Source organism: Paenibacillus sp. XP01, from assembly GCF_057364885.1.
Map to the genome: position 1 here is coordinate 5,414,339 of NZ_CP139481.1, position 19,816 is coordinate 5,434,154.

15 protein-coding genes and 2 riboswitches are annotated in these 19,816 nt (G+C 53.0%); of the genes, 4 read left to right on the top strand and 11 right to left on the bottom strand.

Annotation, left to right across the window (positions count from 1 at the left end; translation table 11 throughout):
- Positions 1–43 precede the first annotated feature (43 nt).
- From SNR34_RS24395 to SNR34_RS24420, 6 genes are all read right to left on the bottom strand, one after another.
- Positions 44–1,147, bottom strand: a complete 1,104-nt coding sequence (locus SNR34_RS24395) for a glycoside hydrolase family 88/105 protein (protein WP_486180407.1) — start codon at positions 1,145–1,147, stop codon at positions 44–46.
- Positions 1,148–1,170: 23 nt separating this feature from the next.
- Positions 1,171–2,673 (bottom strand): extracellular solute-binding protein, encoded by a 1,503-nt coding sequence (locus tag SNR34_RS24400; protein ID WP_236415525.1) that lies wholly within the window; start codon positions 2,671–2,673, stop codon positions 1,171–1,173.
- 56 nt (positions 2,674–2,729) lie between these two features.
- Complete coding sequence (locus SNR34_RS24405; protein ID WP_236415524.1) at positions 2,730–3,602, bottom strand: carbohydrate ABC transporter permease; 873 nt, start codon at positions 3,600–3,602, stop codon at positions 2,730–2,732.
- Positions 3,603–3,647: 45 nt separating this feature from the next.
- Entirely contained in the window at positions 3,648–4,601 is a 954-nt protein-coding gene (locus SNR34_RS24410; protein WP_236415522.1) for an ABC transporter permease, read from the bottom strand.
- Between the two features lie 394 nt (positions 4,602–4,995).
- Entirely contained in the window at positions 4,996–7,335 is a 2,340-nt protein-coding gene (locus SNR34_RS24415) for a helix-turn-helix domain-containing protein (RefSeq protein WP_236415520.1), read from the bottom strand.
- Between the two features lie 281 nt (positions 7,336–7,616).
- Positions 7,617–8,015: a hypothetical protein gene (locus SNR34_RS24420; RefSeq protein WP_486180408.1), complete on the bottom strand. Its 399-nt coding sequence runs from the start codon at positions 8,013–8,015 to the stop codon at positions 7,617–7,619.
- Here SNR34_RS24420 and SNR34_RS24425 point away from each other — a divergent pair.
- Together SNR34_RS24425 and SNR34_RS24430 are read left to right on the top strand one after the other, a co-directional pair.
- Positions 7,980–10,106 (top strand): endonuclease MutS2, encoded by a 2,127-nt coding sequence (locus tag SNR34_RS24425; RefSeq protein ID WP_486180409.1) that lies wholly within the window; start codon positions 7,980–7,982, stop codon positions 10,104–10,106. The genes SNR34_RS24420 and SNR34_RS24425 overlap by 36 nt on opposite strands.
- Positions 10,107–10,160: 54 nt before the next feature.
- Positions 10,161–10,400 carry a cysteine-rich CWC family protein gene (locus SNR34_RS24430; protein ID WP_236415517.1) on the top strand — a complete coding sequence of 80 codons (240 nt, stop codon included), beginning with the start codon at positions 10,161–10,163 and terminating at the stop codon, positions 10,398–10,400.
- 169 nt (positions 10,401–10,569) lie between these two features.
- Here the strand turns inward: SNR34_RS24430 and SNR34_RS24435 are convergent, their stop codons facing one another.
- From SNR34_RS24435 to gcvH, 5 genes are all read right to left on the bottom strand, one after another.
- A complete protein-coding gene (locus SNR34_RS24435; RefSeq protein WP_339274201.1) occupies positions 10,570–11,715 on the bottom strand; it encodes a mannitol-1-phosphate 5-dehydrogenase in 1,146 nt (381 codons plus the stop codon).
- Positions 11,712–12,146, bottom strand: coding sequence for a PTS mannitol transporter subunit IIA (locus SNR34_RS24440; RefSeq protein WP_236415513.1), 435 nt, complete (start codon positions 12,144–12,146; stop codon positions 11,712–11,714). The genes SNR34_RS24435 and SNR34_RS24440 overlap by 4 nt, the downstream gene beginning before the upstream one ends.
- Entirely contained in the window at positions 12,143–14,224 is a 2,082-nt protein-coding gene (locus SNR34_RS24445) for a BglG family transcription antiterminator (RefSeq protein ID WP_486180410.1), read from the bottom strand. Before SNR34_RS24445 ends, SNR34_RS24440 begins: the two co-directional genes overlap by 4 nt.
- Positions 14,225–14,238: 14 nt before the next feature.
- Entirely contained in the window at positions 14,239–15,702 is a 1,464-nt protein-coding gene (locus SNR34_RS24450; RefSeq protein ID WP_236415509.1) for a PTS mannitol transporter subunit IIBC, read from the bottom strand.
- A 449-nt stretch (positions 15,703–16,151) separates the two neighbouring features.
- A complete protein-coding gene (gene gcvH / locus SNR34_RS24455; protein ID WP_486180411.1) occupies positions 16,152–16,544 on the bottom strand; it encodes a glycine cleavage system protein GcvH in 393 nt (130 codons plus the stop codon).
- Positions 16,545–16,878: 334 nt separating this feature from the next.
- Positions 16,879–16,996: riboswitch (glycine riboswitch) on the top strand.
- Positions 16,997–16,999: 3 nt separating this feature from the next.
- A riboswitch (glycine riboswitch) is annotated at positions 17,000–17,100 on the top strand.
- A 185-nt stretch (positions 17,101–17,285) separates the two neighbouring features.
- On the opposite strand from gcvH, the gene gcvT reads away from it, so the two are divergent.
- Together gcvT and gcvPA are read left to right on the top strand one after the other, a co-directional pair.
- Positions 17,286–18,440, top strand: coding sequence for a glycine cleavage system aminomethyltransferase GcvT (gcvT, locus tag SNR34_RS24460; RefSeq protein ID WP_486180412.1), 1,155 nt, complete (start codon positions 17,286–17,288; stop codon positions 18,438–18,440).
- A complete protein-coding gene (gene gcvPA / locus SNR34_RS24465) occupies positions 18,437–19,792 on the top strand; it encodes an aminomethyl-transferring glycine dehydrogenase subunit GcvPA (protein ID WP_486180413.1) in 1,356 nt (451 codons plus the stop codon). The genes gcvT and gcvPA overlap by 4 nt, the downstream gene beginning before the upstream one ends.
- The last annotated feature ends 24 nt before the right edge of the window (positions 19,793–19,816 follow it).

Consider the following 19,816-nt stretch of genomic DNA (forward strand, 5'->3'; position numbering starts at 1 on the left):
TTATGAATGCGCTATCATAATTGAGTTAAAGAAGGAACCGGCCTTACGCCAGTTCCAACTCTGTCCCTGCCAAAATGAACGGAGCGACCGATTTGGGATCATTGATCCGGATCGATTCGGTCACGTAATACTCGTATGAACCGTCACGATACGGAGTACCCCCAAGCCCAGCACCTCCATTGCACTGGGTCAAGGAGAGCATGCCTTCGCGGTCTGTTTTCAAGAGATGCTGTATCAGGCCTTGGTATCCTTTTTCCGCAACCGGCTTGAATGTATCGCTGAGATAGCCTTTTCGAACGCCTTTTGCCAGCGCGTACACAAACATGGAGCTGCCCGAAGCTTCCAAATAATTGCGTTCACGGCCCGGCTGATCCAGCAGGTGCGGCCACAGGCCGGTCTGCTGGTCCTGCACGTTCACCAACGCATTTGCGATCCGCTCAAAAATGCCTACGATCTGGCCTCGCTGTTCATGATCTACCGGCAGATGATCGAGCGTGTCGACGACCGCCATGACGTACCAGCCCATCGCCCGGCTCCAGACATGCGGAGAACAGCCGGTCTCGCCCGAGCTCCAGCGCTGTTCCCGGCTTTCATCCCATGCATGGTACAGCAACCCGCTGCGCCGATCCCGCGTTTGCCGCTCGACTAACAGCAGCTGCAAGGCCGCTTTGTCGAACCACTGCCCATCCCCTGTTGCCGCGCCGTATCGGGTCATGAAAGGCGTTGCCATGTACAGGCCGTCCAGCCACATCTGGAACGGATAGATTTTTTTGTGCCAGAACCCGCCCTCGCTTGTGCGCGGTTGCCCCTTTAACTGGACCATCAGCAGATCGGCGGCTTTGCGGTATTTGGCTTCCCCCGTTTCTTCCATGAGCAGAAACAACGATTTCCCCTGATTGATCTGGTCCAGATTATATTCCTCCACTTTGTATGTGCGGATCGTTCCGTCTTCCAGAATGAAGTGGTCCATCAACTCGCGGATGTAGTCGAAGTACCGTTGTTCCCCTGTGCGAAAATAAAGCTCTTCCAGCGCTCTCAACACGCATCCGTTCTCATAGTGCCATTTCGCATACAGCTCATGCTGGCGGTAACTTTCCATAAATTGCTCTGCCATGCGTACCGGCGTGAATTGCAACGTTTCCCTCATGGACATCCTCCGCTTCCGGCTGCTTATTGAGCTTGTTTTTTGTAATCTTCCGCGTATTCCTCACGAATCTTGTCTCCGCCCGCCTTCTTCCAGTTCTCGATCTCCTGGTTCCAGCCGTTCTCGTCGATCTTGCCCATGATGTATTTCGTCTGGGCATCCGCGATCATCTGGTCCAGATCCGCCCCGCGATCACCATAGGTCGGGGAATAGAGCGTCAGCGCGGGATTCGGCACGGCATGCTCTGCCAGTTCCTTGGCCAGCGTCGTTCCTTTCTCGCCCAGTTCGGTGTCTTTCAGCTTGGGCACGTTATAACCCTCGACGTAAGGCAGATTATCGCGATACGGCTTCACCTCGCGTTGGAACGCATCGAAATCGCTCATCTCCACTTCGTTTTCGCCAACCTTGACAAAATGTTTGTCCTCAATGCCGCGCATCAGAAGTGTGGCCATTTCAGGCTCCATCAGCTTGTCGAGGAAAGAAAGCAGGCTTCTCAACTCTTCTTCCGAACCCACGGTTGCTTTCGGGAAAGCCAAAATGCCGGAGTTGCCCGTCTGCCCCGCTACGCGGTCACCATTCACACCCAAGAGTCCCGCGATGTCCACGACGCCGTCCGGCACGTTTTTGGACAGGCGCTCCTGCTGGCTCTTGCCGTTCTGGGCCACGCCGATGCGCATGCCAACAAGGCCGGAATCATACTTTTTCTCCGCTTCCGTCGAATCGAATACGGCAAAGTCCTGGTTCAGCAATTTTTCGTCGTACAGGCGTTTCAGCAGATCCAGCACCTGCTTGTATTCCGGTGTCATGAACTCGGGAGTGAAGCTGCCGTCATCCTCGACCTTCCACTTGTTCGGCGCGCCGAAGCTGACTCCGAGACGGGTCGTGAAGGAATATTGGTCCTCATTGTACTTCTTGAACAGCATCAGCCCGAACGTATTGTCCTGGCCGTCACCGTCCGGATCGGAAGTAGCCAGCGTTTTGATCGTTTCGTACCATTCGTCCGGCGTGGTCGGCACGCTCAGGTTCAGCTTGTCGAACCAGTCCTTCCGGTAAATGACCGTCGCGCGGGCAATGTCGGAGAATACCGGCACACCGTAAATTTTGCCGTCCACCTTGACGTTTTCGAAGAAGCGCTCGTTCTGGGCGGACAGGTTTTTGTAATCCTTCAGCAGCGGGCCGATTTCCCAAAAGACGTCATTGCGCATCGCATTGGTCACGGTCGGCGTGTACTGGACCTTCACGATTTTGGGCAGGTCGCTGGAGGCGATCATGACGTTGATTTTGTCGTTGTACGCCGATGCGGGAATCCACTGAATGTCCAGCTTGGTGTTTGTGTATTCCTCGATTTTCTGCTGAACCTCATTGCCTTTGGCCGGCACGTCGCCGACTTGGGCGATGGCGATGGATATGTTCTGAACCCCGCCTTCCGCCGCCTGACCGGAGTCCGACCCGCCGCAGCCTGCCAGCAAACCGGTTACCAATGCCAGCGTGCTCAGTACAGCCACTGCTTTCTTTTTCGTTGCTTTCATAAGAAATGAATACCTCCCCTTTTTAATCGGTCCTGACGTTCGCATGCAAATTAAGGTCAACCTTTTACCGAACCCAGCATCACCCCTTTGGCAAAGTGCTTTTGCAGAAACGGATATACGATCATGATCGGCAACGTGGAAAAGACGATGACGGCCATCCGGATGGTCAGCGGCTGAATTTCCGTCTCTTCGATGCTGGTATCCCCGATCCGGCTCTGGGCCAAAATGACGATTTCGCGCAGCCACACCTGCACAGGCCACTTTTCGCTATCGTTGATGTAGATGATCGCGTTGAAGAAGCTATTCCAGTGGGCAACGGCGTAAAATAGCGAGAAGGTTGCCATCGCCGGCATCGACAAGGGAAGCACGACACGGAACAGCACGCCGACGTCGTTGCAGCCGTCGATCTTGGCCGCATCCTCCAGCTCGTCAGGAATGGCCTGGAAGAAGTTTTTGAGCACGATCAGATTGAATGCGCTGATAGCCGTAGGCAGCATGAGCGACCACAGCGTATCGGTCAGATGCAGCGATTTGACGACGAAATAGGTAGGGATCATGCCGCCGCTGAACAGCATCGTGAACAATACGCCGAGCAGGATCGCCTGGCGTCCGCGCAAATATTTGCGGGATAACGGGTAGGCCATGAGCGACGTGAACAGCAGGTTAATCAGCGTGCCGACCACGGTAATGTAGATGGATACGCCCAAACTGCGAATCAGGGTATCCGTGGAAAAAATGTACCGGTAAGCCGCCAAGGAGAACTCTTTCGGAAAGAGAATGAAACCGCCCTTGGCCACCTCATGCGGGCTCGTAAAGGATACCGCCAGAATGTAGATAAACGGGATGACGGTCACGATACCGATCAACAGCAGAAGGCCATGGTTGACGATATCGAAGATTCGGTTACCCCACGTTTTGTCCTGTTGCATGGTTAAGTTCACTCCTGTCTGGTAAAGAACGTCCAATGCTCTGCATCAGTAGACGCCTTCCTCCCCGAATTTTTTGGCGAGCCTGTTGGCACCGAGCACCAGCGCCAGTCCGACGACCGATTTAAAGAGACCTACCGCGGCGCTATAGCTGTATTGGGCTTGGGTGAGACCTTTCGTATACACGTAGGTATCGAAGACTTCGCCCACGTCCCGGTTGGTTGGCGTCAGCATCAGGAAGATCTGTTCAAAGCCCGTGTCCAGGAAATTGCCCAGACGGAGAATGAGCAAAATGATGATGGTGCTGCGGATGGCCGGCAGCGTAATGTGCCATGTCTGGCGCCAGCGGTTGGCTCCGTCGATGCGGGCAGCTTCATAGAGCTGCGTATCCACGCCGGACAGCGCCGCAAGGAATATGATCGTGCCCCAGCCGACCTCTTTCCATATGGATTGTCCCACGATCATCGAACGGAACCAGCCCGGTTCCAGCAGGAAGGCGATTTTCTGCCCCGTCAGGCTGTAAAGCATCTCGTTGATGGCCCCGCCTTCGGTCGTGAACAACATGTAGAATACGCCGACAACGACAACCCATGAGACGAAATGCGGCACGTATACCAGCGTCTGCACGAACCGTTTGAAGCGCTCCCGCCTAACTTCATTCAACATGAGCGCAAGCACGATCGGCAGCGGAAAGAAAAAGATCAGGTTATAAATCGCAAGCAAAAACGTATTGCGGAAAAGCATCCAGAATTGAGGTTCCCCGAAAAAACGCTGGAAGTGCTTGAACCCGACCCAGTCGCTGCCGAAGATGCCTTTGTATGGCGTATAATCCTGAAACGCCATCGTGATGCCATACATGGGTATGTATTTGAAAATAATGAAGTAAAGCACGCCGGGCAGCAGCATGATGTACAGCCACCGGTTTTTGATGATTTCCCTCCACAACAAGGTTTTGTCACTGCGGGCAGCGGGCTTTGTCCGGGCCGCCGTTTCGGCTTTCATAGTGTCTTCCTCCCCACTTTGGAAACGATTACATTTATCACTTCCTGAAATTCATGTTCTCATTGTCGGGGATAAACGGGTAACTGGCTATCATCTTGTTTTAGCTTCTTGTTTTTCCTTATGCAGCAAGGGTTTGCATCGTTTTCGGCAATGACGTTTCCAAGCGGGATGGACCGTTTTTAACCTGCATCCTCCGACCTTAACCGGCCGGGAATCATGCTGGGGAGCGGCTTGCTGCATGCTGTTATGGGGACGGAATCACCGAAAAAAGCCTGCCCGCCATGGCAGGCGTAGCAGGCTTTACATTCGTTGCAAGGACAAGCCCATTCAGGAGACAACCAGACAGGACTCCGGCAATTTCCGCGAAATCCCCAGCCGGCTTCCCGACGCAGGGTCATCTCTGCTGCTCGCGGTATTTCCCCGGCGTGGTTCCCGTAATTTTGCGGAACGTGCGGATAAACGCCGTCGGATTCGTATAATTCAACTTTTCCGCGATTTCCGAAATTTTCAGGTTGGTCGTCTGCAGCCACGTTTTGGCTTTTTCCATGCGGTATTCGGCAAGGTATTCGGTAAAATTCACGCCGGCTTCCTTCTTGAACACACGGCTCAAATATACCGGATGAAAATTCAGCTCCTCGGCGCATACCTCAAGCGACAACTCACGATCGTACCGTTCCTCGATCAACCGGATCATGCGATGGGCAATGTTCATGTATTGCGATTCTTCCCGTTCATGGCAAAAGCGGATCACAGGCTCGAACAGACGGCGGCGGAACCAACCCGTCATTTCGTCCAGCGTGGATAACTTCAATAACCGTGACATCGATGCTTTCTCGCCGAGCACCTCGGCCACGTCTCCTCCCTGCTCCTGAACGAGCTGATACACCCTGGACAGCAGCTGCACCATAATGACGGGATATTCGCTGAAATGCAGCTTTTTGTCTGCGAGCAAAGCCAAATATTGCGCAAAGTATTCGTCGGTCTTGTCCTGATCCCCTTGCTTCAATGCGGAAGCCAACTGATCTTCGATCATGCGCAGCTGGGTATAGAGCGCCGCTTCGGTCCGACCTCGCGGCTGAATATCCTCATAATGCAAAATAATGCGGCTGCCCAGGCTTACCCTTCCGCGCAGGGCCTCTCGACTCTCATGGTAAGCCTGCGGCGTATCCCCGATCGCGGTATAGGCACGGCTGATGCCGATGCTCACCGGCAATTGCAGATAGGTCACGACCCGCTCCCTTATGCCCTCTGCCTGCTGATGCATCCATGCTTTCAGCTGAGCCTCGTCCTCCAGCTTGGAGGCCAACACCGTCACCTGCGCATCATCGATCATGATCGGCGTAAATCGCATCTCGGGAGGCAGCAGCTCCTCAACCATGTTGGTCACGGCAAACAACAGCAAATCCCGATCCTGCTCTTCATACCTGGTCCCTTCCATCGTATCGATCTGCAGCGTCAACACGCCCAGCCTGGACCAATCTGTGGGAAAATCATACCGTTGCCCCTGATATCTGAAATCCTCCTCGGATATTTTGCCGGTTAACAGCTTCGTCATAAAAAATTCCTGCAAATGCACGTGCTGCCCCTTCATTTGCTCTCGCAACGTTTTCTCCGAGCTGAACAGGGTTTGCAGCTGTTCCTCAATGTACCCGAATTCATCCTGCCTGCGATTCGCCTGCGCCGAAGGGGAATCCAGGCCTTTGGTAAATTGCAGCAGCCTTGAAATGGGCGAGTACATCCGCCGACTGCCATACACGGCAACCAGGCCGGTAACACACAACATGACCAAGGTCGCCACGCCCGTAACGATCGCGATTTTTCGCGATTGGGCGGTAATTTGGTCGAGGGATACCACCGATACGTACAACCAGCCGTTTAACGGTGATTGTCTGTAACTGACAGCCATCGGCTTGCCTCCCACCTCTGCATTGAAAAAGCCCTCGGTCTCGCCGGCCAACCGAATCTTTTGATCGATTTCACGGTTCAGGAGCTCATATTTCTCTCCTTGCTCCACATCGTCCAGAAAGAAATGGCGCTCCTTGTCCAGCACGTACATATCGCCGGAGTTGGGATTGCGGCTCAAGAACGCACCCAGTTCCGCATCGGCGATGTCGATGACCAAGAACCCCTTGGGCTTGACATTGCCCGGCACCATCGGAATTTTGAATACCATGCTAACCACGTTATCCGAAGAGATCAGGCTTGGCGGGGAGACGTCTTGCCCGGTTTCGTTCATTCCTGCGGATACCGGCACGCTCTCCTTGGCCGAATGCACATTCCGCGTGACCCAAAAAAGACTGTTCGTATATGTCAAATAAGAATCGACGCGGTCGCGTATGCTGAAATCGTCCACTTTGCCAAAAGAACGCATGGAAACAACCCAGTCTTGTTCCAGATTGACCAAATAAGCCTGATCAATGCTTGTAACCGCTTGCAGGTTGTTGAACCCGGATGTGAGATCCCTGATTTCCTCAAATTCGCTGCTGTCGAGCGGCTGTTTCATCGCTTGAAGCACCAGCGGAGAATTCACGTATTGGATGGAGGACAACTGAAGGCTACTCAACACCTGCTCCATTCTCATCTGGGTCTGGTGCAAAATTTGCAGATTGCTCTCACGCACTTTCTGTTCAATGTCTTGGGAAGCAATGGAATAGGACACCGAACCGATCACGATCACCGGAAGAGCCCCAAGAATCATCGTAAAGCACAGCAATCGCAGCAAATATTTGGGCAAGTAGAGCAACCTCCTTTGTATAATATCGCTTTCATTGGATTAATTTACTATTGTTATTTTAAAACCCATCGTTATTCAAGTCCACTATTTCTTATTCATTGTTGACTTCAGAGCATTTTCCAGTTTATAGTGTAAGCATATCCTCAATCGTAAGGAGAGATTTTGATGTCGGTGAGCGTTCTTAACTAATTAGCTTCATATTCAGGATTATGGCCTTGCACCTGTGCATATGCCCAAATGGCGTATGTTTGTTTCTTGCTGCGCCAGAACCCTGTACTTAGTTAAGAACAGCGGATATCAACCATCATCTTCGGGATTGTTATGGGACCGGATCCAATGCCGCGCTGTTGTTCAGTGCGGTTTTTTTGTGTCAGAAAGGTGTGCAGCTTCCGTGCAGCTTCTTTCTGGCCGTTCAAGAAAAACTCCGCGAAACGCGGCCTCTCTTTTGTGTATGCATCTTCAGCATGCTTCACAATTGACGTTTTTCTTGTTTGGGTCCGGTTGCCCTTCTTTCCCGTACAGTATGCGGGCGGAGAATGACGTATGTTCATTCTTCGCCCTTTTTTGCGTTTCCGGGCCAAACCTTGCACCGTGATGCGAAAACGAGAGAGGATACCAAATCTATACTGAGGAGAGATTCCCTTATGAAAGAACAAACGCTGCAGCGTCTTGATTATCATCGAATTCAACAGCTCGTTTCCGGCTGTGCCCTGTCCTATCTCGGCAGAAAGCACGCCCAGGACATGAAACCGATCGCCGATGCCCGCATGATCCAAATACGACTTGGGGAGGCCGACGAAGCCGTTGCCTTGATCCGTTACGGAGCAAGTGTGCCCATCCCTTCCCTCGATGGCATGGAGACCATCATGAATCTGCTTGGTACCGGATATTTGTTCAACGAACAGGATTTCGGTCATCTGGCCCAGTTTCTGCGAAGCTGTGCCCAACTGATGAAATACATGGAGGGCAAAGCGGGGGTTGCGCCTACGGTCAGCCGTTATGCGGCCTCCATGATGCAAATGGAGCAGCTGCTGGGCGAGATTGAACGCTCCATCCACGCCGGGCGCATCCAGGACCATGCCAGCAAGGAACTGGCCCGCATCCGCAAAAAAATGGCTGTCAGCAGCGAACGCATGAAACGAAAGCTGGACGCGCTGGTAAGCAAACACCGCTCGATCATGCAGGAGCATGTCATCAGCCAACGGAACGGCAGGGCAGTGCTTCCGATCAAAAAGGAGTTCCGCAAACAGGTGAAGGGCAGCGTGCTGGATGAGTCCGGCAGCGGCCAAACCGTTTACATCGAACCTGCCGAGCTGGTCGGGCTGCAAATGGAGCTGTCTTCGCTTCAGGCGGAAGAATCGCGGGAAGAGATGAAAATATTGGGCGACCTGACCGCGCTGGCCGAATCCTACAGCCACGAGATCAAGCTTAACGTGGATACGGTAGGCATACTGGATTTTCTGTTTGCCAAAGCCAAATTTGCCGCAAGCGTGGACGGCGTAGTCGTGCGAGTCAATACTGAGGGGCGCACCCGTTTGCTGCAGGCAAGACATCCGTTAATGGGCACATCCATGGTTCCGCTGGATTTCTCCATCGGGGACAGTTACTCGTCGCTGATCATCACCGGTCCGAACACGGGCGGCAAAACGGTCGCGCTCAAAACGCTCGGCTTGCTTACACTCATGATGCAGTCGGGTCTGCTCGTCCCTGTTGCGGAAGGCAGCGAGATGGCCGTCTTTGAAGAGATGGCGGTAGATATTGGAGACGGACAAAGCATGGAACAGGCGCTCAGCACCTTCTCCGCCCACATTCGGAACATGATCGGCATTCTGGAGCAAGCCGGCCCATCCACGCTGGTATTGATCGATGAGATGGCTTCCGGTACGGATCCCGGCGAAGGCGTCGGGTTGTCCATTGCCATGCTTGAAGAGCTTCACCGCCGGGGAGCCACCGTTGTGGCAACGACCCACTTCGGCGAGATCAAACATTTCGCTGCGGCGACGCCAGGATTCGAAAATGCGCGCATGGAATTCGATACCGTCTCCCTTCAGCCCCTTTACCGGCTGCGGATTGGAGAAGCGGGCGAAAGTTACGCCTACGCCATCGCGCAAAAGCTTGGCATGCCGGAACGCATCATCGAACGTTCCAAAGCGGTTTCTTCTCATGGAATAACGGAGAAAAAGGAACGACGAGATGTTTCTGAACAAGAAATGGATTCCATTCGCCCCCGTTCAGGAAGCCAACCAGGCGATCAGCGTTCCGTTCAGGAAGCACAACGTTTTTCTCAGCAGGGCTTGGGGCATCCGGACCCTCACGCCTCCGGGCAGACGTCCGCCTTCGCTCCAATCCCGGCGCGGTCTCAGACTGGAGCAGGGCCGCAGCATGCCAAGCGACCTTCGAAATGGGATGCCGCCGTTCCCGAGCGGACCAATGCACAGCCAGCCTCGGACTCGGATGAATCTGAATCCACTCACCGGACCAAAGCATTCAGAAAAGGCGACCGTGTATTTGCGGCCTATTTGAACGAGACGGGCACAGTGTACGAAACGGAGGACAAACGCGGAAACATCGGTGTGTTGATGCGCGGAAACAAAATCAAAATCCACAAAAAACGGCTGACGCTGCACATCGCTGCGGAAGAGCTCTATCCCGATCTGGATCACTACGATCTCGACATCGTGCTGGATACCAAAGAGAACCGAAAAAAACGTAAACAGATGGCGAGAAAACACGTGGATGGATTGATCATCGAAACGCCTCCTGAACATTGAAGCCGAAGCTGTTATACTGGGGAAAGGAACGCTATATAGAAAGAGGGGCTGCCCATGAGTTTGGAATCGGGTTCCGTGCACGACAACCTGCGCATAGCCAATGCTTTGACCTGCCCGTTGTGCGGCGAAGCCAACGGATGCACGTACGCGGCAGGCCGGCCTCATGAGGAATGCTGGTGCAAGGCCGCCGAATTTCCGGAAGGCATTCTGGATCGCATTCCGCCCGCGCAGCGCAGGAAGTCCTGCATCTGTCAGCGGTGCGTCGAAGATTATACCAAGCGTGCCAACGCATGAACGAAGCATATGCCCTTAGTCTGAATGTTTACTCGACAAGGGGAATCTCTCGCCAAGAGTGGTCTCGAAGAATTCAAGCATGACAAAAGGAGCGAATCGCCCCGATCATCCGGGGTGGTTCGCTCCTTTTTGTTTGAACTGCTAGAAGCAGTCCTCTCTTGATTGAACATTACATTTCAGAGTGGTACTTCACGGCCTGTTGCAGCACCGGATGGGATTCGTCCAGGGATGTCACCTGGCTCAGCGCAGCAGCAACGCCTTTTTGGCGAATCAGGCCTTGAAGTTCGACGGCTTCCGGGTCCTCAGCCACGTCAAATTTGCAGGCCGCTGCCATACCCATGGCCAAATGCACGGTCTCCATTCCGTATTCGTAAGCCTGGGTAGCCGGGCGTACGAGCCGATCGTTCGGGGACAATTTGCGCAGCGGAGATCTTCCTACGCGCGAGACTTCGTCCGTAAGGTACGGATTGCGGAAACGATCCAATATTTTCGAAATATATTTCCCGTGTTCCTCGGCATCGAACCCAAACCGTTTCACAAGCACATTTCCCGTCTCCTGCAAAGCACCATGCACGATGGACCGGACCTTCTCGTCGGCAATGGCTTGCTGAATGGTGTCGTAACCGTAGACGTTGCCGATATAAGCCGCAACACAATGTCCCGTGTTTACGGTGAACAGCTTGCGCTCGATGTACGGTTCCAGATCCTCCACATACATGACACCTTCAATCGGGTTGAACGCAGGAGACATCTGTGAACGATTCACGACCCATTCATAGAAAGGCTCTACCTGAACATGCAGCGGATCCTCATGATGCTGAATCGGAACGATCCGGTCCACGGCGGAATCCGGGAAGTAAACATATTGGTCTGCCAAGCGCCGGGTAGACTCCTCCAGCAGCGAATAGACATGGTCTTTCAGCTGCGTGCTGGCACCGATCGCATTCTCGCAAGCGATGATGTGCAGCGGTTCGATCGCTCCGCCTTTGCCCAGCCGCTTTTCGAGTCCTTTGGCAATACCCGGTGCAATATGTTTCAAAATGTTAACGCCAACGGCAGTGGTGACAAGGTCCGCTTCCGCCACCGTTTCCGCAACGGTGTCCAAGTTGGTCCCGTCGATAGCATCAACATGGGTGACCGTTTCCGTGTCTTTGGATTCGTTCGCCAATTCCACCGTGTACTGTTTGCGCTGCTGCAGCGTGGACACCAGCCCTTGGTTCACGTCCGAAAAAACGACCTCATAGCCTGCACGGGAAAGGATCAGCCCGATAAAGCCCCGTCCAATGTTGCCTGCACCAAAATGTAATGCCTTCATAGTTCCATTTCGCTTTCAAGAAGAGTGATGATTTCTTCGGCCGTTTTGGCATGGCGCAGAATCTCCATATTTTCTTCTTCTGCACAAATGACCGCGATGCTGGTCAGTATTTCCATGTGGTCTCCGCCTTGCGCGGCGATGCCGATGACCATGTATGCTTTCTCGTCGCCAAAGTCAACACCTTGCGGGAATTGAATAACCGAGATGCCGGTGGACAAAATAAATCCTTTCGATTCCTTAGTGCCATGCGGAATGGCAAGCCCGTTACCGACGTACGTCGATACGATCTCTTCTCGCTCCAGCATTTTGTCGATGTACTCCGCCGTAATGTGGCCAGCATTTTTCAGCACTTGCCCGGCCATGCGAATCGCTTCATATTTATCTTGCGCCGTCGCGTTCAGGACGACTTTGTCTGTCGTTAAAATACTCATGGTTGTTGCCCTCCAATTTCGGTTTTGCTGCGATAAAATCCGACCAGTTCACGGGAAAGATAATGAATGAGATCATCCCTGTTCCCTTTTTCCAACAATTCGATCATTTCTTCCTGCAGAAGCAGGGCGCTGATTTCGCTAAGCACCTCCAGGCTTTCCTTCGACAGCTCCCAAGGGCCCAGCATCAGCAAGACGTGTCTGACGCCTTCCGGGTCGTCTTCGGACATCAGCAGCGGCTGCGTCAGTTGAAACAAGCTGATCGTTGCCCTGTAGATGCCTTCGCTGCGCGTGTGAAACAAGGCGAGCGAAGTGCCCGGAATTTTCTGGCTGCCTGCTTTTTCACGGGCCTCCAGCAATTTGGTTACTTTGTGCGGAGCTTGAAGCACGCCGCGCTCATGCTGTATTTTGCACATGGCATAGACTGTTTCATCCAATCCCAGGCCCTTATTGTCCAACGGAAATACCTGGAACTCGCCGATGATTCGCACGATCTCTACCAGCATGGCCTCAAGTCCTGACCACTGCGTTTCGCGAACGACAGGGGAATGCCCGCTTGAAGGCGGGCTGTGTTCCCGCTGCAGCGTCGTCGTTTTGATAAAATGCCGAAGCTGTTCGCTTTCCTCTCCGGTCAATAGCGGACTGACTTTGTAGTACTGGTGCTTTTCCATCGGCAAATCCACGGTCGACAATACGAGATCGTACTGCTCCTTAGGAATTCGGACCGCTTCGTACCAAGACACGCTGTCCACAATGCGAATTTCGGGAATTTCCTTGGCGAGCCTGCTTGAGAGCATGCGCGACGATCCGATGCCGCTGGTGCATACAATGACGGCTCTGACCTCGCGCTTCAACGTCCGCAGCCGTTCAATGGAAGCTCCAAAATGCATGACCAAAAAACCGATTTCTTCATCAGGTACTTCAATGCCATGCCAAGCTTGATTCGCCGCTCGTTTAACGTCCGCGAACAAGGCTTCGTAATCCTGACGGATTTGCTGCAATAAAGGGTTGCGGATCAGCTGCCGCCCTTCGATTCGTTCCAGGACAGGCTCCATATGGGCAATCAAACCTTCGCGCAGCAGCCGGTCTTCATGAAAATCGTAATGCGTGATCTTCTCCATGCTGTCGATCAGCGAAACGACCCGGTCAAGCACAAGCAGATCATCCACCGGCAGCAGCCGGGTGGTATGCATCAATTGCCTGGCTTCGATCAGCAGGCCGTGAACGTATTTCCGCTCCGCCAAATCGAGTTCGATGCCCAGTTCACTGGCAAGAATGGTGCAGAGACGCAAAGCCATATATTCCGGAACACTGTCTTCAGCGATCTGTACGTGCGGCATATCGTTCTCGATCGCACGGCCTTTGTTGACACGGGCCGCCATCACCGACAATTGCAGCAGCAATCTCATGTACTGGCGCTCAGGCATGTTCTCCAGCCATTCGATATCGGGCTGCCATAAGGCGTTTTCTACTTTCAATACATGACTATGCCCGATGATTTCGAGCAGCTTGTCGTTTGCCTTGGAGTTGGTATGCTCCGATCGGGCGCCGAACAGATCCGATTCGTCCAAATGCTCCATGGCAAGTTCCACCATTGCCCGACGGATATGAGATTCGCTCCCGGTAATCTCCACGCCGTATCCACGTCTTCTCACCAGAACGAGTCCCTGCTCCTCGATCCATGATTGCAATTCATCGAGATCGTGGCTGACCGTTACGACGGTGACTTTCAAATCGGATGCGATCGCGAGCAGCTTAATAGGCTCTTGATTATCGTCCAGAAGCAGGCTGAGCGCGTAAATTTTGCGCTCTTCGGGCGTCCATTCCATTGGCTCGACTTGAAACAGCTGTTGTCTTAGCCGTGAAAGACAGGAGGGATCTGCATCTAAATAGATGCCGATCCCGGATTTTTTTTTGATTTCGACCCCGTAAGAGACCAGTTTTTCTTCCAATGCGCTAAGTTCCCTCAATATCGTTCTGGTGCTCACATTGATCCGGGCCGCGATGTCCCCGGCGGTCACTTCTTTGGTCTGCTGCAGGAGAAATTCCAAAATCTCGCGTTGCCGCTTCGAAATATTCATTGTTGTGGTTCCGTTCAGGAATTGGATTTGAGGCGTTCAACCAGTGCCTCGTATTCCGGGCTCTTCAGGAAGTTTTCAATGGAGATGTGCTCCGCGTTCGGCGCGACCGTTTTGGCCCGGTCGGTCAGCGTTTTTTGCGTAATGACGATATCCGCATCCTGCGGAATTTCGCTGATCGCCGTATTGGTGACGTTCACGTCCACACCGGCCTGCTTCATTTTCTTCCGCAAAATCGAAGCACCCATCGCGCTTGATCCCATTCCCGCGTCGCACGAGAACACGATTTTGTTGACATCTTTCTTCACTGCGGAAGCCCCGATGTCTGCCGCACGGTCTGCTTCACGGTTGTCGTTGGCTACGGTTTCGTTCGCCGTCTTGCCTTGATTTTTCATTTCTTTCATCCGGTTGGATGCAGCTTCCAAATCCTCGTCTTTTTGTTTGCCCGTTTTGAGCAGAACGGCAGCAACCAGGAAGGAAACGACCGCTGCAATGATTACGCCTGCCAACATCGGAACGTACCCGCCCTTAGGTGTCAACAAGAAATAGGCGATGATACTTCCCGGAGATGGAGCGGATACGAGTCCCGCACCCGTCAACATGAACGTCAGCGTTCCAGCGACGCCACCCGCAATAGTGGCCAGGATCAGGATCGGTCTCATCAGGATGTAAGGGAAATAAATTTCGTGAATCCCGCCAAAGAAATGGATGATGGCAGCACCTGGAGCCGAAGATTTCGCAGAACCACGGCCAAAGAAGCAATATGCCAGCAAGATACCAAGTCCGGGACCCGGATTTGATTCCAGCATAAACAGTATGGATTGACCGAGATCTCTAGCCTGATCCGTTCCCAAAGGCGTCAAAATCCCATGGTTAATGGCATTGTTCAGGAAGAGCACTTTTCCCGGCTCGATGATCAGGTTGACGAGTGGCAGCAAGCCCAGATCCATCAATCCTTGAACACCCGCTGACAAAACTTTGCTCAACGCTTCGATCAGAGGACCGATCCCTTTCAGGGCGATCAAGGCCAGAATTCCGCCAATAATACCGGCAGAGAAGTTGTTGACCAACATTTCAAAACCGGATTTGATCTTACCTTCAACGGCTTTGTCAAACTGTTTGATGATCCAAGCCGCAAGCGGACCTGCGATCATTGCGCCAAGAAACATCGGAATGTCGCTGCCCACGATGACGCCTATGGTCATAATCGAACCCACGACGCCCCCGCGCGTGCCATGCACCATCGTGCCGCCCGTATAACCGATCAGCAATGGCAGCAAATATTTGATCATCGGATCAACGAGCTGCGCAAAATCGGCGTTAGGGAACCAACCCTTCGGTATGAATAAAGCCGTGATCAAGCCCCATGCGATAAATGCACCCATGTTCGGCATAACCATGCCGCTCAGGAAACGTCCGAACTTTTGCACGCCTACCCGCAGTCCTTCGGCTTTCCCGGACTTTGCGTCCACTGAACTCATATTGATAACCTCCTCAACATGTTAAACCTTGACTCGACTGAACATATCAACACGCAGTTCAGATGAATAAAGGTACAAATCCTGTATTCGTGATTTTCAAGTTCATACTAAATGAAAACGGTATCCCTTACAACGAAATGAAAATCAACTCCCGTCATGAACGTTGATGACAAGATTTAAATTGGATCTGTTTTGCGTTGTCGCAAGTTCAACAGCAACGTACCAATTCCTTCTATGTATCATGCCCAATCATAGCCCTGGCTTATTAAAACAAGAATGCATAATATAAAAAAACAGTGTTTTTTAAGAGGCACAAGAGGTACACCCTTTCAAACTTTCCCCTTAAACAACGCAAAAAAGCCAAGCGGCAGCTTGGCCGCATCGGCTTTTCAAACCCATGAAATATACACTTTTATTTTCAGTAATAATACGTAAATTAGTGCAAACGATTATTCTTCGGTATGCTTCCGGTAGGCATCCGCGTCCAGCAGCCCTGACAGCGCCACGCTCAAATCGCCGTCCACGCGAATTTCAACCATCCAGCCTTCTTCATAAGGAGAAGTGTTGACCAGCTCCGGCGCCTCTTGCAGCGCCTCGTTTACGGCCACAACGATTCCTCCCACGGGCGCAAACAGATCCGAAACCGTCTTTACGGATTCGATCGTTCCAATGCCTGCCTCCGCTTGCACATTCGAGTCAAGGTCAGGCAGTTCAACAAACACAATGTCACCCAGCTGATGCTGCGCGAATTCGGTTATGCCTATACGCACAGTATTTTCACCGACGGTTTGCACCCATTCGTGTTCTTCACTGTACAGGAAATCGTTTCTCAATTCGCTCATTTGGTTATCCGCCTCGCTTTTTCATTAGTGGAGTGCATGCGTTCCTTGACCTTCCCTTTTTCCCAAAACATAGCGTATGACATGTCGGCCATAAATGTCAATATACCTAACAATATATTCTTTTCACCCTCCAAAAAGTGACATCCTTTTTATAGGCATTCAATCATATACTGGATATGGAATCGCTACCTTGTCGGAAACACGAACATTAAAAGGGCGAAAAAAAATAAATATTCGCTTTTATTCTCTATTCTTATGATATAGTTCTTGACACAAATAGCTTTAACGCGTTTTAATTGAGGTGAGAAACAACTGACAGAAGCAATATTCGCGGATGAACGTAAAGGGAGAGATCACCCCGTCCCGCTTCGGGATCGTGTGGTGGCGCCGAAGGAGTAAACCCCCGACAAGCGGCGGGTGAATCTCTCAGGCAAAAGGACTTTTACGGGACGCAACTCTGGAGAGCATCCATTCGCCCAAGAAGGGCGTTTTGATCACCCAAGGGGAAACCTGACGCAATCTGCGACGGGGTAACTCTCAGGTACCAAGGACAGAGCCCAGGAATTCAGCATGCTGCCGCATGCCGGTTCTTTGGCCTGTCCTTTTCCTTTTTCCCCAAAAAACGAAAACAGTGCATAAGAATCCTGCATAAGGCAGCTTCCTCATGACGTATAGACCATCCCTTTTCCGCGGTTTCGTTTCACATTCGGCCCGTCTGGCGGCCTACAACGAGGTGATATGATGTCCGATTTGTTAAGAACTCCTCTCTTCCCGCATTATCAGCAATTCGAAGGCATGCGCTGCATCGATTTTGGCGGCTGGGAACTGCCCGTGCAGTTCAGCGGCATCCAGAAAGAGCATGAGGCCGTGCGCGAACGCGCAGGATTGTTTGATGTATCCCACATGGGTGAATTCATAGTCCAAGGCGAACAAGCCGAGGCCTTTTTGCAGCAAATGACGACCAATGACGTGACATTGCTGGTTCCCGGGCAAGCCCAGTACACATTGATGTGTTATCCGAGTGGCGGGGTCGTCGATGACCTGCTCATCTACAAACTGGAAGAACAGCGCTATATGCTGGTCGTCAACGCCTCCAATATCGAAAAGGATTGGGTATGGCTGCAAGAGCACATCATTGTCGGTGTTGAGATGAGCAACGTATCCGAAGAGACCGCGCTTTTGGCGCTGCAAGGCCCGCTGGCTGCCGATATTCTGGCCAAAGTCACAACGGGTACGAATCTCGGCGACATCGAGCCGTTCCGGTTTGTCCGCGATGCCGACGTATGCGGCGTTACGCTCCTGCTCTCGCGCACGGGTTACACGGGCGAAGATGGATTCGAGCTCTACGTCCCGGCCGATCAGGCCGCCCGGATCTGGGAAGGACTGCTGCAAGCCGGAGCAACGCACGGACTGATTCCTGCCGGACTTGGCGCAAGGGATACGCTGCGCTTTGAAGCAAGATTGCCGTTGTACGGACAAGAGCTGTCCGCGACCATTTCTCCGCTTGAAGCCGGGCTTGGCATGTTCGTGAAATGGAATGCCGGACCGTTTATCGGTCAGGAAGCGCTGCTGCAGCAAAAGAACGAAGGCCCTGCTCGCAAGCTGGTTGGCATTGAAGTGCTGGAGCGCGGAATTCCCCGGCCGCACTATCCGATCTATGCGGATGGCGTACAGATCGGCGAAGTGACGACCGGCACCCAATCCCCTACGCTGAAGCGCAATCTGGGGCTCGCCCTGATCGACAGCAGGCATGCTGCGCTGGGTACTCCGCTTGAGATCGGGATTCGCGGCAAAACATTGAAAGCCGAGGTCGTCAAAACCCCTTTTTACAAACGGACGCGCGCACCAAAGACACCTGATGCAAAAGAGACCATCCAAGGAGCTGATCTAACATGACCAAGCACCGTTACATCCCGATGACCGAGCAGGATCAGAACGCCATGCTGGCAACGGTTGGCGTGGATACGATCGACGACCTGTTCCGCGACATTCCCGAAGACATTCGTTTCCAGGGCGAACTGCCCATTTCTTCCCGGCTCGACGAACACGCGCTGAGTCGCCATATGGCCAAACAGGCCGGAGCTAACGCCCATTTCGATACACACGCCAGCTTTCTTGGCGCCGGCATTTACGATCATCACATTCCTTCCGTCATCAATCACGTCATCTCGCGATCCGAATTTTACACAGCTTACACACCATATCAACCGGAAATCAGCCAAGGGGAGCTGCAAGCGATCTTTGAATTCCAGTCATACATCTGTGAGTTGACCGGCATGGCCGTTGCCAATGCCAGCATGTATGACGGCGCTACAGCCTTTGCGGAAGCCGGGAATCTGGCTGCTGCGGCCACCCGCCGCAAGCAGCTGATCATGTCCAGCACAGTGCACCCCGAGTCCCGCCAAGTCCTGAAAGCATATGCTCACGGCCTGAATCTGGAGATCGTCGAAATTGGCCACAAAGACGGCGTGACCGACTGGGATGCCCTGCAAGCCGCCGTATCTGTGGACACCGCTGCCGTCATGATTCAAAGCCCCAACTTCTTCGGAGCTCTGGAACATGTAAAACAGGCCGCAGACCTCGTGCATGCGCACAAAGGCCTGCTCGTCGTTAGCGCGAACCCGCTGTCGCTTGGCCTGCTTGAAGCTCCCGGCAAGCTTGGCGCCGACATCGTCGTCGGCGACGCGCAGCCGCTTGGCATCGCCGCTTCGCTCGGCGGACCGACTTGCGGATATTTCGCCGTATCCCAGGCTCACATGCGCCGCATTCCCGGACGCATCGTCGGCCAGACGACCGACCGCAGCGGCAAACGCGGTTTTGTGCTGACGCTGCAAGCCCGCGAGCAGCACATTCGCCGCGAGAAGGCGACGTCCAACATCTGCTCGAATCAAGCGCTGCTTGCCCTGAGCGCCTCCGTCTACATGTCCACCATGGGCAGACAAGGAATGATCGACGTGGCCGACCTGAATGTTCAGAAGAGCCATTATGCCCGCCGGATTCTGCAAGCCATTCCGGGCGTGAGCATTGCATTTTCCACACCTACGTTTAATGAATTTGTCATTCGGCTGCCGGAAGGAACGAATATCGAAGCACTGCAGTTGAAATGGCTCAAGGAAGGTTTTATCGGCGGTTATGATCTGGGGCGCCATTATCCGGAACTGGCCGGACATCTGCTGATTGCCGTAACCGAACGCCGCAGCAAAGAAGAGATCGACGAATTCGCACGTGTACTGGAGGGATCGCTGTGACGCAGGAGACAACAACGCAAACCG